Source organism: Grimontia indica, assembly GCF_000333895.2.
In the GTDB taxonomy this organism is placed as follows: domain Bacteria; phylum Pseudomonadota; class Gammaproteobacteria; order Enterobacterales; family Vibrionaceae; genus Enterovibrio; species Enterovibrio indicus.
In genome coordinates, this window is sequence record NZ_ANFM02000009.1 from 61,259 (window position 1) to 77,146 (window position 15,888).

Consider the following 15,888-nt stretch of genomic DNA (forward strand, 5'->3'; position numbering starts at 1 on the left):
CTTGCCCCCTCCTCGTTATCTATCTGACCAAACCGCAAACTCGTTTCCACTGGGCTCGGTAAAATGAAAACGTCTGCCACCTGGGAATTCGAAAATCGGCTTTACAATCTTGCCACCAGTCTGCTTCACATTGATTTCTGTCTGCTCCAAAGACTCACTGTAAAACACCAATAGTGCCCCGCCGTTTGAGGTCTCTGAGCACATCTCCGCGCGGAAGAATCCGCCATCCAAACCTTCGTCAGAAAAGGCGGTGTAATCAGGGCCGTAATCGGTGAAGGTCCAGCCGAAAGCTTCAGAGAAAAAGGATTTGGTGGCTAACAGGTCGCGGGCGGGAAATTCAACGTAGTTCAGTTTACCGTGTTGGTTCATTGGCGCACTCCAAGGTCGTCAGGAACGCGACCATGTCCGGCCGCGCAGCCATTCAAGATGATTGAAGTTATCCTAAATGAAGGACGTTGATCGCTTTGAGATCAAAGGCAACTTCCTGAAAACAAACTGTCTTAAAACGTAATCAAAATGCCATGCGGTGAAGTGGGTTACATTCGGCTTTGAGTTGTTTCCTTTGTTGCACCTGAATCTGAAGGTTCGAAGAATTGACGAAAAGTGAAGGCATATTCTGACTCGCCATGTTCGCGTAAATGTTCCAGCCTCTCTTTTGCTTCTTCCAGCGAAGGGATATGTCCTTCCGGAATCCACCACATCACAAAGTTGTGTGAGCTTGGTTTTTCAAACCATTCATTGCGGCGCTTCATGATGTCCACATGGTGGGTTTTGAACATGAACTGTTTGAGTGCATCGGCGGACGCCCAAACAGAGAGGTTAATCAGGGTATTAGGGTTACCAAACAGGCGGTAGCTGAGCACCTTGCTGTAGGAGTCTTTGAAGCGCCACACATACCCGCGGGACGATTCCGCTGTCGCATTGACTGAGGGAATGTTATCGACAAAGTCCTTCAAAAGTGGGTCGTCGATATTGGCTTTGGCAATCGAGATATTTAGCTCGGCGAGGTGCATTCCATTTTCCCTAATTTGTCTGTTCATCAACCTCCCACGAATCGTCAGAGGGGTAAAGTCACCCTAAGACGATGCGAGGAGTGCGTCTCACTCATGCAGTGATGTGGAAGTTACCAGACATGGAAATGCGGGTATTGAACAAAATTTCACCTCTATCACCTAACTGCCATGCGAGCGTCATTGAAGTGAAACCTAAAGTCGTAAAGGTAGCGTCCCAGAATTTGGTGATAGGTTTATAAAGGAGTTTCCCCATGCGTAAGCAGCGCAACCTACTCGTTTCTGTGTTGGCACTATCAGTCAGCGCGGGTTTGCATGCCGCAGAGCAATCTTCATTCCAGCGTATTAGCGCGGTATCGACGGCAAACAACATCCCACCGGGCGTAGAAAAAAGTCACGAAACCTCTGCGGAAATTATTGCTGTCAGTGAAGACGGCAACACATTGGTTTACACCGATAGCCCGTTGAAAGGCGTGGGGATGCTGGATATCACCAACCCGAAAAAGCCAACAGGGAAAGGCTTTGTTTCACTGAATGGTGAGCCAACCTCGATTGACGTTCTGGGTGATACTTTTGTCACCGGCGTGAATACCTCAGAAAGTTACACTCAGCCGTCTGGCTATCTTGAACAGCGAAATCTTACCACAGGTGTTCGCATAGAAAAGTGCGAACTTGGTGGCCAGCCGGACTCTGTTGCCGTGGCAAAAGATGGCAGCTTCGTCGCTGTGGCGATTGAAAATGAGCGTGATGAAGACCTGAACGATGGTGTGCTTCCACAATTCCCAGCCGGCCACCTTGCGCTGGTGCCTGTTAGAAACGGCAAGCTTGCTTGTGAGGCTCAGAAAAAAGTCGCGATGACAGGCTTAGCCGACATCGCACCCGAAGATCCAGAGCCAGAATTTGTGGATATCAACAGCCTTGGCGAAATCGTGGTCACCCTGCAAGAGAACAACCACTTGGTGATTGTGGACGGCAAAAAAGGTGAAGTGATTGCGCACTTCCCAGCCGGTGCTGTTGACCTGGAAAACGTCGACTTGGATGAAGAACGTGCACTGACCTTTGATGGCACTCAAAAGAACCGTAAGCGTGAACCGGATGCGGTGAAATGGCTGGATGACGAGCGCTTTGTCATTGCCAATGAAGGTGACTACGAAGGCGGTTCGCGCGGCTTTACCATCTTTAACAAGCAAGGCGACGTGCTGTTTGAGTCGGGCCTTGATCTGGAATACCGCATCGCAATGGCGGGTCACTACCCGGAAAAACGCTCTGGTAACAAAGGCGCAGAGCCGGAAGGCTTGGAAGTCGGCACGTATAACGGTCAGCAATACATTTTCGTGTTGTCTGAGCGTGGTTCTGTCGTCGGCGTATACCGCGACACAGGTAAAGCGCCGGAGTTTGTTCAGCTGTTGCCTTCTGGCATTGCACCGGAATCTGCCGTTGCGATTCCACAGCGTGGTCTGCTGGCGACGGCCAACGAGAAAGATCTGATTGAAGATGGCGGCGTGCGTGCTCATGTGATGCTTTATCAGATTGGCAGCGAAGAACCCTCTTACCCACAAATTGAATCTGTGATGGTTGATGGCAAGCCCATTGGTTGGGGGGCGTTGTCAGGTCTGGTAGCGGATCCAAGCAACGAAAACACCCTGTACGCCGTGAACGACAGTTTCTATAAAGCGCAGCCTTCGATTTTTGTGGTCGATGCTTCTTCCATGCCAGCCAAAATCACAACGCGTATTCCTGTGATGAAAGACGGCAAACCAGCGAAGAAACTGGACTTGGAAGGGATTACTACAGATGGCAAAGGTGGTTTCTGGTTAGCGTCTGAAGGGCGCACTGACAAAGAGATCCCACACGCTCTGTATCGCACTGATGCCAATGGCAACATCGTAGAAACGGTCGAATTCCCAGCTGAATTGCTGGCTGTGGAAAAACGCTACGGCTCAGAAGGCATCACCCGTGTAGGCGACAACCTCTGGATTGCGATTCAGCGTAGCTGGAAAGATGACCCTGAAAACACCGTAAAGCTGGTGCAATACAACACCAAATCTGGTGAGTGGAAAGCGGTGCGCTACCCCACAGAGCCAGCGGAAAATGGCTGGGTAGGTTTGTCTGAAATTACTGTCTACGAAGGTGCGCTTTACATCATAGAACGTGATAACCAAATTGGTGACGCGGCGAAAGTGAAGCAACTGACCCGCGTGTTACTGACTGATGCCAAACCCGCCGCATTGGGCGGTGAACTACCACTGGTTAGCAAAGAAGTGGTATACGATTTCATTCCAGATCTGAAAGCGCAGGGTGGTTTCGTGACGGATAAAATTGAAGGCTTTGCGATCACTAAAGACGGTAAAGCGTTTGCTGTCACCGACAATGACGGTGTGGATGACAGCAGCGGTGAGACCTTCTTCTTCCCGCTATCCAAAGATGGAAAGGCGCTGGATTTTGCGACCTTGCGTCCGTAATCCAACGACCTAAAAAACAAACCGCCGGCGCAATTCCGGCGGTTTGTTTTAAAGGATTAACTGGTAGCTCAACAAATCGTGGTGCTGTCCCTGAATCAACGTCGCGTTTAACGCTTTACTTTGGTAAGCAAACCCGGCGCTCTCAAGCACTTTGATAGAGGCTTGGTTACCCGAAGACACTTTTCCCACTACATAGTCCAGTTCAAGTTGCTCACGACATACTTCCACCAATGCCAGTAATGCGCGCTTGGCGATACCTTTGCCCAAATATTCATGACAAACGCGATAGCCAATCTCAACATGGTCGTCGTAAATGGTATGAATATTGGCTCTGGCAACGATTTTGTCGCCATCGTAAATCACATACATAAGATGGGTTTCAGTGCTTTGGTTTTCTACCAGTTCACGAGTGGCATCGGTGAGCCCAACCAGATTGAAATAGCCCGAGGGCCTTGGCGGTATGAATTGCTCAAACCACGTTTTGTTGCGGCACTCGAAATCCAGCAATGCTTGGCAATCATTTAGGCTGAGAGGTGATAGCGAAACCGTTTCCATCTAGCGGGTAAGTGTCCTTGTTTACATTGTAAATTGTTAAAAAGGCTGCTCAGTGAACCGGCTCATCAGTTTCCAATGTTTAGATGAATAATCTGTGGTGACATCAGAACCTGTGTTTAACCAAAAATGGTCTTGGGTAAACATCATTGTCGGGTGGTAATTTGGCTGGGTTGAAGCCAGTGGATACTGTCGGCCAAAACCGCGTTTTTGGGTCGCTTCCAACACATACTCGTTACCATTGATGAACAACACTACCCAGGCATGACCACCACCGTCATAAGTACCAACCGCCACGCGCGCGTCATACCCTGCTTCTATCAACCAGTCTGCCAGCAAGATAGCGTGGTCCTCACAATCCCCAGAAGGGTAGTAGTAAGACTGCTTGCTCGATTGCCAAATTTCCATCAGGCCACCGTATTGTTCGTGGTCATACTGATAGGTTTTCTTTCTGGCGATCACCAGCATGGGCAACATAGGGTTGTCGACCTTGAAAGGCAGATAGCCTTCTAGGTAACTGTGTGTCAGGTGAAAGTTCCCTTTGATATCGGGTGCCAGCGCCGTAAAAGGGCGGTTATTGGTTTGGTAGGTGTAAAACCCGTTATTCCCCTTTAAAGACGCACGCCAACGGGCGATTTCCGTATGAGAGACCTTACGGTTTGATTCAAGCAAGGTGAGAAAACCATTGCTTCCATCAAATTCGATATCCGCTGGCGTCAAGGCGCTGGTGGAAGCGGTTATCTGCTTTTCAGTGTAACTTGGCACATCTGGCAGTTTGGCCTTTCTCTCTTCGAGCAGGCTGGCCACTACGGCCAACACCAACATCAGCGGAAGATAAAACTTGAGGTTCATGGTTTAACTGCGAAAACCGAACGCGACGATAACCGCAACGAAAATGAGGATGGTTGATGCAAAAAGTGAAACCGCCACATTGCCCTTCTTCATTTCCTCTTCTATATCCACATTCTTCAGTAGTTTCTTATCCACCCACAACAGGGCGTAAACGCCAACCAGCAAAGAAATGATGGTGTAAATGAGGTTGATGGAAAGGTTGAGAATTGAAGCGAAAAAGAACTCGCTGCCCATAGTTGCACTCCTTGCATAGGGTAAGTATCGATTGCGTTGATAGTACTGTTTTTTATCAAGCTATTCGATGCAAATGCTTGGTAAAGCGAGCCTTATCAAACCTTACAAAAATGTATAGTTCGCGAAAAGTTGGCGAAAGCCCCTTTGGTTAGAGTATCCATGTCGACAGGGAAATGTCCTTGTCCACCGATACCAATAACGAGGATGACACTATGAAAAAGACAATGATTTTTAAGCCTGCTGCTATTTCTGCTGTATTGGGTCTGAGCGCCATGATGGCGGTAGGTACCGCAAACGCGGGTGACGCACCAAAGTCACTGAATGAAGATGCAGTCAGCCTGGTTCAGGCGGTTGAGATTGCCAAAAACGCCACTGGCGGCGTGGTGCTAGAAGCTGAACGCGACGTAGAAATGGGCCAGGCGGTATACGAGATTGAACTGGCAAGTGAAACCGGCGAAGAAATCAAAACCGTGGTGAACGCGACGACAGGAGAAGTGATCCTGACGAAAACCCGCCGCGACCATGACGATCACCACGATGACGACGACGTAGAAGATGCGATCTGGCTGTCAGGTATCAAAGACGGGACTTACCTGTCACTGGAACAAGCGCTGATGCAAGCAGAAACCCAGGTAGGCGGTAAAGCGTGGAGCATTGAGCAAGATGACCACCGTGGCCAGCCTTCTTATGAAGTTGAGCTTCTGGATGCAAACGGCAAACGCGTTGAAACCCGAATCAATGCGATGGCTTCTAAATAAGCCCGCTCCAAAGGTCAACAGACCCTAAAACGTCATTATCGAATTTATCTGTAGGGGCGATGCCGTCCCTGATTGGAGGTACACATGAGCGACGAAAACAAAAACACATCAATGTGGCAACGCGCAAAAGAGATGGTGAAACGTGTTGTTCAAGAGGCACCTATGGCAATTCTGGGTGTTGTGAGTTTCTCACTACTATTTATGCTGGGACTGGTTACACTGGGAATCAGTTTGATGGCAGGGGTTGCCGCCATCATTATGGCAAAATGGCAACAGCGCAAGATGGCGAACGACATTGCCAACCCAACAGATAAGAGAAACGACGAAGAACCCATTGCGGCTATGTAAGCCGCAATGTTATCCCGAACAGAGAGAGTCCCTATGCGCGTGTTGTTGGTCGAGGACGATACCAGCCTCAGTAGTTTTGTAGAAAAAGGCCTGCGTGAAGCAGGCCATCAGGTTGAAGTCACCGACAATGGTAAGCATGCGCTCACGCTTTGTATGGCAGAAAGCTACGACGTGGCGATTGTCGATCGTATGTTGCCGGGGCTGGATGGCCTCTCTTTGGTAAAAGCGCTGCGTGCAGCTCAGGTCGGCACGCCGATTCTCTTTCTGACCGCCCTAGGCGGTGTAGACGATCGCGTGCAGGGCTTGGAAGCGGGTGGTGATGATTACCTCACCAAGCCTTTCGCGTTTTCTGAGCTGTTGGCTCGCGTCACCGCGCTTTCCCGCCGTTCTGTGTTGAAGTCCACTGAAGCCAGCCCTGAAATCAGTTATGGCGACGTGGTGCTGAACCTGTTTGAGCATTCCGCCACCCGTCAGGGGCAGCCACTCGATTTACAGCCGAAAGAGTTCCGTATTCTGGAGCTGTTCCTCCGCCACCCTGGGAGAGTGATCACCCGTACCATGCTGCTTGAACACGTTTGGGATATTCATTTCGACCCGCAAACCAGTGTGGTGGAAACCCACATCAGCCGCCTTCGCAATAAGCTCGAAAAGCCATTTGGCGATACGCTGATCCAGACCGTCCGTGGTGTGGGCTACAAGCTTGAACAAAAAGGCGGTGAGGCGAAATGAAAGCCAGAGTGACGGACTTTTTCCATCGCCACTTTTCCAAGCGCAAACTGTTGTCGGTGTTGCCGTCATGGATGAAAAGCTCTGCTACCCAGCAAGGTTTGATGTTTGGTGGCGTGTCGATTATCAGTCTGGTACTGATGGCAACCGTGACTTTCTTCTATGTCGAGCATGAACTGAAAGATCAAAACCGCGAGATAGTGAAAGAGTCCCAACAGCTAGCTACCGGTCACCATAAAAAAGTAGATGATGACCCGATTGAAGATGACGAGATTCTTGCGGTGCTGGCGTCTGGTTTTGTGCTTGCTGGCGTACTGGTGTCGATTTTCACCGTTGCTTTGGTTATTGCGATGAGCCGTATCAGCCAAAAACGCATCAATCACATCGAAAGCGTGCTCAATGCGGCGGCTGAGGGCGATCTTTCCGCTCGGACCGACGTGAAATACACACACAACGATTTGGCGCGCATTTCAGTTTCTGTCGATGACATGCTGTCACGGCTGGAAGGCTCGGTGGCGGCAATGAGCGACATCTCTGCCAACATCGCTCACGAGCTAAAAACACCGATTACCCGCTTGCGCCATAACCTGCTGACACTGCGGGAAGACGCCGATCGTGTTGAGCCAAACCTCGATGACGCTTTTATCGAGGAACTAGATAGAGCACTGGAAGATTCGCAGCGTTTGGCCTCTATTTTTGATGCATTGCTGCGGATATCCCAGATTGAGTCCGGTGCACGCCGAAGCCGCTTTATGGCGCTTGACCTGAATAATGTCATCGAGACGGTGGCTGAGATTTACGTCGATGTCGCCGAAGATGCAGAGATGACGCTGACGGTAGAGAAGCCTGACTCACCACTGATGATTCAAGGCGATCGAGAGCTGCTTATCCAGCAGGTAGCTAACTTGATTGAGAACGCGCTGCGTTATTGTCCAGCGGGTAGTCAAATCCAGCTTCGCTGCGGTGAAAATCCGGAAAACGGCAATGTGTGGCTCGAAGTGAGCGATAATGGCCCCGGCATCTCTGATGAAGAAAAAGAGCGCGTGTTCGAGCGTTTATACCGTGTCGACAAAAGCCGCACCGATGGTGGCCTTGGTCTAGGGTTGTCCTTGGCAAAAGCCGTGGCTGGTTTGCATTACGGCCATATTGAGCTGTTTGATGCAGAACCGGGGTTGGGCGTCAGGGTAGCTATCCCGGTTCGCTAGGGTTAATTAAACGCACTATTAGATTGTTTTTATTAATAAAGAAAGTGGGAGGTGTATAGGTTCGGGAATAATAATTCTTAAACTGTCACCTTTCTTTTTATATGAAACAGATTTCATTTTTCTTTTATTTAATCAAAGTAATTCAATTGGATATTTCTTTGGCGATTGTTTAATCCGGGTCTCATTTATTTCTACGACACCTTCAATTCTCACTTGTGAGAATTGAAGGTGTCGATTGTTGATATGTTCTACTCAATGCCAGAATAACGAAATGCTTCTCTGGTTAGGCGGTTTAATTCGCTTTCTTTCATTTGGTTATGAACAACGGTGATGCGTCCGAGGTAAATTAAAGGCACTTCAGAAGCCCTGCCTTCGAGGTGAAATTTAATGGCTTCAGCGGTGGCCACACCCAGATCATCGCTCATCCGCATTGGCGTCGCATCTAACTCACCCGCCCGAATTTTTTCGATCTCTTTTGCGGTGCCACCCCAGCCCGTCACATAAATGTCAGACAATCTGTCTGCTTCACCAAGCGCTTCGACAGCCCCCATGGTCATGGCGGTATTGGCATTGTGTATCATCGATACTTCGGGAAAATTATTGAGTACCAATCGCACACCGTCAGCCCCTCCGAGTTTCTGATATTGGCCAAAGTGTTCGTAGATATTGCGCCAGTTACCTTTCCGCTGTACGCAGTCGATAAACCCTTGAGAACGTTGGGTATCTGTAATGCCAGGAATACCTCGGTTGGCAGCAAATTCCACCTCTTTGCCCACGTGCTTTATCACATGGTCGCAAAGTACATCAGCGCCCATGGCACTCGAAAAGTCGAACCAGGCGTCAGGCTGATGGGTCCATGTGCTGTCTGGGGTATGGAACGCCCAAATGAAGGTTTTGAACTTGTCCGACGCCGAGAGTTTCTGGATGTTGTCCGCCTGTAAGTCCAGCTCGGAAGGGCCGAAAATCACGAAGTCATACGGCGGCTCAGCATTAAGCACTTGATCTGTATATTGCGATTGCAATGAGTGCTCGATTTGCTTTGAGGGGTACTCATGAACCTCATAGGGTAGTTTTAAGTCCAGTAAGCGTTTGGTCATCGCTTTGAAATTTTTCACCCAAAAATCAGAGATGTCTGCACTCGGGTAAATAACTGCAATACGCATAGGTTTGCTTAATTTTTCTATATTCGTCGGTAATGGTGGTTCACTAACGGTTTTCTGAAATGTTTTAAGTTTTTCATTATTCGAATTATTTAGGTTTTCTTTAGATGAAACTGAAAAAGACATCACCCATAAAGCAAAAACCAGGCCTGCCACTATACTTCTTTTCATTTTCCTTCCTTGTGGTTTACCAACTGGAAAAACTCTATTAACATGCTTATTAATGATACATGAGAATTATAAATCGGACTGGTTTCATTCTTTGAGTGCTTATATTTTTTCCCGATTCAAGACTTTTATCATCTTTTTCTTCGCTACAACGTGTTCTGCCGAAACGATGACAGCGTACTACGTTGCTTATGCGCAGGAAAAAGTGAGAAGAGCGATATCTGAGAATGCTGTCTGGCGTGGCCCTACGACCGGCCCAAGTATCGTGAGCGACAAAAACATTATTTTCGTTGCTTCTGACTTGAGAAATGGTGGGGTGTACGGCGTTGGGAAAGGGATGTCTGAAGCCATTTCCAATATCGACTGGCACCTTAGGTTTATTGATGGGTTTGGCTCAGAGGTTCGACAAGGAGCAGCCATCAAGAAAGCCATCAGTTTCAAACCGGATGCGATTGTGCTCGGTGGCATCGACGCCCAGCATCACAAAGACGTTCTTAAGATAGCCAAGAGCCAAGGGATCGTGGTGATTGGTTGGCATGCAACCGAGTTAGCAGGTGGGAACAGCGAACTGGGTCTTTTCATGAACGTCACTACAGATCCGCTCGCTGTTGCGGAGATTGCCGCCATGCTGGCTATCGTCAACTCCAAAGGGCGTGCAAAAACCCTGATATTCACAGACCCCAACTATAAAATTGCCACCATCAAAGCGAACGCCATGGCGGACACCATCCGGCGTTGTGCAAACTGTGAAGTTTTGGAGGTCAACGCGCTGCCGCTGGATAAAATTGCCGAGCAGATGCCAGTAACGTTTGAAGGCCTTTGGAAGAAATATGGCGCAGATATTACGCACATCCTCGCCATCAACGACCTCTATATTGACTATGTTATCCCTTCGCTAGAAACAAACGTTGAACAGCAAATTCATATACCGCAGAACATCTCTGCCGGTGACGGAAGCCGTGCGGCCTATAAGCGCATCAATAATGGCAGCTTCCAGTTAGCAACAGTTCCAGAGCCTCTCTACTTGCATGGTTGGCAGATCACGGATGAACTGAACCGCGCATTCAACCAACTTCCCCCGAGTGGATATTCCGCGCCTGTACACATGGTGACACCAGATAATGTAAGTGAATTGATTGGCAAGCAAGAACGTGGTGTGTACGACCCGAAAAATGGCTACCGCGATGCCTACCTCAAGATATGGAAGCCATGATGAATCTGAACAATACCAGCATTACCCAAAGGCTTATCATCTCAAGCCTCATCTCTCTCCTGATGGTGAGCTTCGCTGTTCTGATCGTCATTCGTTCCCTGTTCTATGTCGAATCCACGCTGAAAACAGAAACTTCCCGTCACGTTTCTGAGCTGATTGTGAACTCCGAAATCAGTCGTCGCGTCTTTGCATTGACCTCACGGGTCAAGCTATTGGAACAAACCTTCCTGTACAGTGAAACTGCGCTCTCTGAAGAAGCGTTTAACATTGATTTCCAACTGCAAAGGCTAAGAGATCTCTCTACGAATCAGGATTTTTCCTATCAAATAGATGCGTTCATCGACAACTTCCACCGCTTTCTCGGCAGCTCTCTGGCGCTGAACCGGATCCTAAAACAGACCAAAACCATTGATGCGACCTTGGCCGATCAACTCGACGCGCTTGAGGTGGCAGTGGCAGCGAGCAAGTTAGAACACCTCGGCGAAGAAGAGGTGACTATCTACAACAACGAGCTCGATATTATCGCCATGCTTCGTGAGTCATTTCTGATGGTTGGCAAAATGTTGGGGGATATTCATAGCCGCATTACGCCCGAAACCGAAAAAGTGCTGCTCATAGAGGCTGAAAAGGAGCTGGATATTCTTCAGCTTCATCTGGAAAACGTGGACATATCCACCATGGCAGTCCGAACGCAGAAAATCGCAATTAAGCGGACCTTAGAGCGATACCATGCGACGCTCAGGAAAATCCGCGCCAACCTGGACCAGCGTTGGATTGTGATGGCGGCACTTGTTCAGGCTCAGGCAGGTTTGCTTGAAATGGTGGAAAGCACGGAATCCCGTGTGCAGGAGCAAACCTTACAGCTCACCACCCAGTTAGAAGATGTGATCACTGAGTCTCGCTTCAACGCTATCATCATTAGTCTGTTGGCATTTTTGTTCTCTGTACTGCTGGTTAATCACGTTGTCAGCAGACATATCCAGAAGCCTTTGGACGATCTTAAAGATGGATTCGATCGCTTGGTTTCCCATGGAACCAAACGGCCCATTGATTTGGGACGTACGGATGAGTGGGGGCATATTGAGAATGCCTACAACAACATGGCAGCGAGATTGTCTGAGGCTTATCAGGCCATTACCGAAGAGAAAAAAAACTTCGACTTTCTTGCCCATCATGACCCGTTGACCCGCCTGGCGAATAGATTACTCGCGACGAAAGAGCTGCGTAACCAAATCGCTGACTCCAAGGAGAATGGCACCAAATTCCTGCTTCTTTATCTGGATATTGATGAATTCAAAACCATTAATGACTCCCTGGGACATGCCGCGGGAGACAATTTGCTGGTTAACGTGGCGGAGAAATTGACCAGATTGATTGGTGATTCCGGCTTTGTCGCGCGCATGGGGGGTGATGAGTTTATGATCCTCATTCCTAACACTCACTTAGAGCAAGGGAAGCTCATCGCGCAGCGAATTAATAAGGCAATTAAGCAGCCTTACTACATTGAAAAAAATACAATTTTTGTATCAACCAGTATCGGTATCTGTGAGTTCCCTGACCACGGACATGATGGTGAAACACTGATCCGGAATGCAGATACAGCGATGTATTACGCGAAACGCAATGGTCGCGACAGTTACCGTATTTATACGGATGAAATGACCACAGAAGTGAACGACATCATCGAAACCAACCGCGGTTTAAACCATGCGGTTCGTCGAGATGAACTGACTGTTTTTTTCCAACCCAAAGTGAACTTAGCATCCGGCAATATTGTTGGTGCAGAAGCTTTGGTGCGGTGGAAGCATCCTAAACTGGGCTTGCTTCCGCCGTCTGCTTTCATGGAAGTCGCAGAGAAATCTGATCTGGTTGTCGACATCGACAAATGGGTGTTTAGCAAGGTAGCCAGATTGGTCACAGAGTGGAAAAACGCGGGTATCGACACGTCAAGTATCCTTATCTCCGTTAACTTCTCCGCAAGAATGTTCTACATGACAGATTTGGCAGAGCAACTGCAAAAAATCCTCGATAAGACAGATTGCGAGCCGAGTCAGCTGATTTTGGAAATCACGGAACGCGACATGATGCGGGACTTTGAAACCTGCGTCAGGACAATCGAAACCCTGCACGCCAAAGGCTACAAAATCGCGATTGATGACTTCGGTACGGGTTACTCCTCGCTCTCTGTGCTTAAAAATCTGTCCGCCGATTACATCAAGCTCGACCGCAGCTTCATCAAAGACGTTCACTCATCATCGTCGGACTATGAAATCACCAAAGCGATTCTCCAACTGGCTAAAGTGCTGGATTTATCCGTGGTGGCAGAAGGGGCAGAAACTCGACCGCATGTCGATACATTGCGTCAGCTTGGGTGTGCTTCGGCTCAAGGCTACTATTTTGCCAAACCGCTGCCCGTTGATGGTTGGCTTGACTACTTGGAAGAAAATAAGCGCAAGGCCAGTCAGAGTGACGTTATCAGGCTGAAATCCGTGACATAAAGCCTTGCTATTGGCGGGTATTGAGCGGCCGAATAGTATCACTCCGTACATTGTTATGAGGTAGCTTTTTCTCTCGATTCCAACCGATAAACATGATTCATAAAACAGCCCTTCAAGGGCTGTTTTTCGTTGGAGAGGATGAAGATGTATGAGGACTAGCGGACAAATTTCACCAAGTGGGATTTTACCGTGTTAAGGTTTTCAAAGTTCAGCGAGTAACAGGGAGTTTGAGATGATCGCAAGGGAATGGAAAGCGCGGTGTCCAAAGCATCATGAAGAGGGTTTTATCGCTTATCTTTATGAAACCGGAGTGAAAGAAACGTCTGAGACTGAGGGCTTTCAGGGGGCGCAGATCTTCAAGCGCGAGATGGATGGAAATTCAGAAATCACTTTAATCAGCTACTGGAAAGATCTGGAGTGCATTAAGGCCTTTGCGGGTGAAGATATCGGCATTGCCCGTTTGTACCCGGAAGATGAAAAGTATGAACTGAAACCTGACTTTCACGTGTCTCACTATGAAGTAGTTGAAAGTCGTTTAAACCAATAAACAAGATACTCATTAACAATGAAAAAAGCTTCGCCAGAAAAACCGTTGGAAGAGATCTACTTTGCAGGTGGCTGCCTGTGGGGCGTGCAAGAGTTTATGCGCCACTTGCCAGGTGTGATATCCACTGAAGCGGGAAGGGCTAACGGCACCAGCGATTCAACGGCCACACCTTATGATGGTTATGCCGAATGTGTACGAACACAATTCGACCCTGACACGGTCTCAGTAGAGACGTTGATGGGATATTTCTTTGAAATCATCGATCCGCACAGTGTGAACCAGCAAGGCGAAGATGTCGGCGAGAAATACCGCACAGGCATATACAGCAACCATCCAGAGCATTTGACCATTGCCCGCGAATTCATTGCGGCCAGGGAAGATGCGGAAAAGATTGCAGTGGAAGTCTTGCCCCTGAGTAACTATGTGCCGAGTGATGATGAGCATCAAGACAGGCTGACCCGTTTTCCTGATGACTATTGCCATATCCCTCTGGATTTATTGCATAAATATAAGAAGAAATAGATTAAAGCCAAGGATGAAGGAATGAACAGAACAATCGCATTAACCCTGACACTTTGTAGCGCCTTGCTGGTGCCGCCTGTGGCTTCGGCAACGGAGCGCGCCGAGTATGGTTGGGAAATGATTGAGCAGGGCGCGATGGTGGTGGATGTTCGTACTCCGGGTGAATTCGATGATGGCCACCTGAGTGGCGCGGTGAATTACCCGGTGACGGAATTGGATAAACACATCCAGAGTTTAGATAAAGACACACCGCTGGTATTGTATTGCCGAAGTGGTGTTCGCTCAGGTGCGGCGTATCAATACCTGCTGAGCAAAGGCTTCACCAATCTTCACAATGCAGGTGGTTTTGAAGAAATGAAAAACGCGAAGTAAATGACTTCGCGTTTTTCTTTTAGACAGTCTCTAACGTACCGGCCTAGATTTTCCCTTCGTTAAAGTCTTTTTGGAAGTAGAGCACCTTCTGCAGATATCGTCTCGCCTCGTCTTTCGGGTGTCGGGTTGTCAGGGCATCATAGACCTGACGCGGAGACTTGCGGTTAAGCTCTACCATCGCCTGTTTGCGATCGTTATGGAAGGTCGCCAGAACACCGCCTGTGCCGCCGTTGTAGGCGGAAATCATGCTGAAGTGCCTGGATGACGCATTCTTTACATCACGCAGATAACGGGTTTTCAGAATGTGCAGATACGCCGTGCCTGTGTCGATATTGTTCGCCGGATCGAACAGGTACTCTTTGGTCGGCATTCCCGGCTTTTTCTTCACCAGATTAAACACATCTGCGCCTGCTGTTTTCGGGATCACCTGCATCAAGCCGTATGCGCCCGCATGGCTGACTGCATAAGGGTTAAAGCTGCTCTCGGTTTTGATCACTGCGTAAATCAGATCTTCTGGAATGTCGTAACGCTTTGAGGCGTCGCGAACATAGTGTGCATACTGGTATTCACGCTGCTCCAAATGGTCTTTCACCATATCAATCTGCACGTAATAAGCTTTGCCTCGTTTGATGGTTTTACTTTGCAGCTTGTTATCGATGAGGTAATCCGCAAAGCGGTTTGCGCGCCATTCCCACTCAATCGACTTGCCTTCCTGATCGACAATCTGACCGAGGAAAAATGGCTTTCCGGTGAGCTCAATATCTTTGTCCGTAAACTGCTCGACGTGCTTGGGGTCAGCGGGCATTAATACCGTTTGAACGATGGCTTTTTGCAGCTTCTCCATCGGCTGGCGCTGGGCAACGGTAGAAACATAGATCTTACCTGCCTCAAAGTCGATGTGTGCACGGGTCTGATAACCGTCCAGATACTTCACATAGCGGTGTTTGCTGGACTCGACATACTCATCGTCGCCCCATTGTTTTTTCGCTTCTTTCGCAATATAAGCGAACAGGGCGTTGATTGCCTTTTTGTTGGCATCAGACACGGGTTGGCTGGTCACAGGTGGTGGTGTGTTATCGCAATTGCAGTCCGGGGTTTCGGGCGCTGACGAGCAGCCAGCAAGCAGGGTTGCTGACAGCAGAAGAATGGTTTTTTTCATCGTCACTTCTGATTGTTGTTTTTGTTCTTAGTGAATAGAGGCGACGATGCTATGCCTGACCTTTAAAAAAGGAAAGAAATTTGTCGGTATCGGGGCAGCTAA

Annotated in this window: 17 protein-coding genes; 10 read left to right on the plus strand and 7 right to left on the minus strand. The window is 48.6% G+C overall.

The window, feature by feature from the left end:
• Positions 1 to 15: 15 nt before the first annotated feature.
• Together D515_RS05050 and D515_RS05055 are read right to left on the minus strand one after the other, a co-directional pair.
• Entirely contained in the window at positions 16 to 369 is a 354-nt protein-coding gene (locus tag D515_RS05050) for a VOC family protein (RefSeq protein WP_002536639.1), read from the minus strand.
• Between the two features lie 167 nt (positions 370 to 536).
• Complete coding sequence (locus tag D515_RS05055; RefSeq protein WP_420835366.1) at positions 537 to 1,040, minus strand: DUF3291 domain-containing protein; 504 nt, start codon at positions 1,038 to 1,040, stop codon at positions 537 to 539.
• Between the two features lie 224 nt (positions 1,041 to 1,264).
• Between D515_RS05055 and D515_RS05060 the strand changes: the two genes are divergently transcribed.
• Complete coding sequence (locus tag D515_RS05060) at positions 1,265 to 3,472, plus strand: esterase-like activity of phytase family protein (protein WP_002536645.1); 2,208 nt, start codon at positions 1,265 to 1,267, stop codon at positions 3,470 to 3,472.
• A gap of 48 nt (positions 3,473 to 3,520) precedes the next feature.
• On the opposite strand, the gene D515_RS05065 is transcribed toward D515_RS05060, so the two are convergent.
• From D515_RS05065 to D515_RS05075, 3 genes are read right to left on the minus strand one after another with little or no spacing between them, the layout of a single operon-like run.
• A complete protein-coding gene (locus D515_RS05065) occupies positions 3,521 to 4,027 on the minus strand; it encodes a GNAT family N-acetyltransferase (RefSeq protein ID WP_002536647.1) in 507 nt (168 codons plus the stop codon).
• A 36-nt stretch (positions 4,028 to 4,063) separates the two neighbouring features.
• Positions 4,064 to 4,876, minus strand: coding sequence for a transglutaminase domain-containing protein (locus D515_RS05070; protein ID WP_002536649.1), 813 nt, complete (start codon positions 4,874 to 4,876; stop codon positions 4,064 to 4,066).
• 3 nt (positions 4,877 to 4,879) lie between these two features.
• Positions 4,880 to 5,110 (minus strand): DUF350 domain-containing protein, encoded by a 231-nt coding sequence (locus tag D515_RS05075; protein ID WP_002536650.1) that lies wholly within the window; start codon positions 5,108 to 5,110, stop codon positions 4,880 to 4,882.
• Between the two features lie 212 nt (positions 5,111 to 5,322).
• On the opposite strand from D515_RS05075, the gene D515_RS05080 reads away from it, so the two are divergent.
• The 4 genes from D515_RS05080 (at position 5,323) to D515_RS05095 (ending at position 8,147) form a co-directional block, all read left to right on the plus strand.
• A complete protein-coding gene (locus D515_RS05080; RefSeq protein WP_002536652.1) occupies positions 5,323 to 5,868 on the plus strand; it encodes a PepSY domain-containing protein in 546 nt (181 codons plus the stop codon).
• A gap of 84 nt (positions 5,869 to 5,952) precedes the next feature.
• A complete protein-coding gene (locus D515_RS05085) occupies positions 5,953 to 6,216 on the plus strand; it encodes a hypothetical protein (RefSeq protein WP_002536654.1) in 264 nt (87 codons plus the stop codon).
• A gap of 33 nt (positions 6,217 to 6,249) precedes the next feature.
• On the plus strand, positions 6,250 to 6,945 hold the full coding sequence (locus D515_RS05090; RefSeq protein WP_002536655.1) for a response regulator transcription factor: 696 nt from the start codon (positions 6,250 to 6,252) through the stop codon (positions 6,943 to 6,945).
• Entirely contained in the window at positions 6,942 to 8,147 is a 1,206-nt protein-coding gene (locus D515_RS05095) for a sensor histidine kinase (protein ID WP_002536657.1), read from the plus strand. Before D515_RS05090 ends, D515_RS05095 begins: the two co-directional genes overlap by 4 nt.
• 248 nt (positions 8,148 to 8,395) lie before the next feature.
• On the opposite strand, the gene D515_RS05100 is transcribed toward D515_RS05095, so the two are convergent.
• Positions 8,396 to 9,433 carry a substrate-binding domain-containing protein gene (locus D515_RS05100; protein WP_046303829.1) on the minus strand — a complete coding sequence of 346 codons (1,038 nt, stop codon included), beginning with the start codon at positions 9,431 to 9,433 and terminating at the stop codon, positions 8,396 to 8,398.
• A gap of 211 nt (positions 9,434 to 9,644) precedes the next feature.
• On the opposite strand from D515_RS05100, the gene D515_RS05105 reads away from it, so the two are divergent.
• The 5 genes from D515_RS05105 to D515_RS05125 all read left to right on the plus strand — a co-directional run bounded on the left by D515_RS05105 (position 9,645) and on the right by D515_RS05125 (position 14,627).
• Complete coding sequence (locus D515_RS05105; protein WP_002536660.1) at positions 9,645 to 10,688, plus strand: substrate-binding domain-containing protein; 1,044 nt, start codon at positions 9,645 to 9,647, stop codon at positions 10,686 to 10,688.
• Positions 10,688 to 13,186 (plus strand): putative bifunctional diguanylate cyclase/phosphodiesterase, encoded by a 2,499-nt coding sequence (locus D515_RS05110; protein WP_002536662.1) that lies wholly within the window; start codon positions 10,688 to 10,690, stop codon positions 13,184 to 13,186. Before D515_RS05105 ends, D515_RS05110 begins: the two co-directional genes overlap by 1 nt.
• 232 nt (positions 13,187 to 13,418) lie before the next feature.
• Positions 13,419 to 13,733, plus strand: a complete 315-nt coding sequence (locus tag D515_RS05115) for an antibiotic biosynthesis monooxygenase family protein (RefSeq protein WP_002536663.1) — start codon at positions 13,419 to 13,421, stop codon at positions 13,731 to 13,733.
• Positions 13,734 to 13,778: 45 nt separating this feature from the next.
• Positions 13,779 to 14,255: a peptide-methionine (S)-S-oxide reductase gene (locus tag D515_RS05120; RefSeq protein WP_039849659.1), complete on the plus strand. Its 477-nt coding sequence runs from the start codon at positions 13,779 to 13,781 to the stop codon at positions 14,253 to 14,255.
• A gap of 21 nt (positions 14,256 to 14,276) precedes the next feature.
• Entirely contained in the window at positions 14,277 to 14,627 is a 351-nt protein-coding gene (locus D515_RS05125) for a rhodanese-like domain-containing protein (protein ID WP_002536666.1), read from the plus strand.
• Positions 14,628 to 14,670: 43 nt separating this feature from the next.
• On the opposite strand, the gene mltC is transcribed toward D515_RS05125, so the two are convergent.
• The gene (gene mltC, locus D515_RS05130) at positions 14,671 to 15,786 is read right to left on the minus strand and encodes a membrane-bound lytic murein transglycosylase MltC (protein ID WP_002536667.1); all 1,116 of its coding nucleotides are present in this window, start codon (positions 15,784 to 15,786) and stop codon (positions 14,671 to 14,673) included.
• Positions 15,787 to 15,888 lie beyond the last annotated feature (102 nt).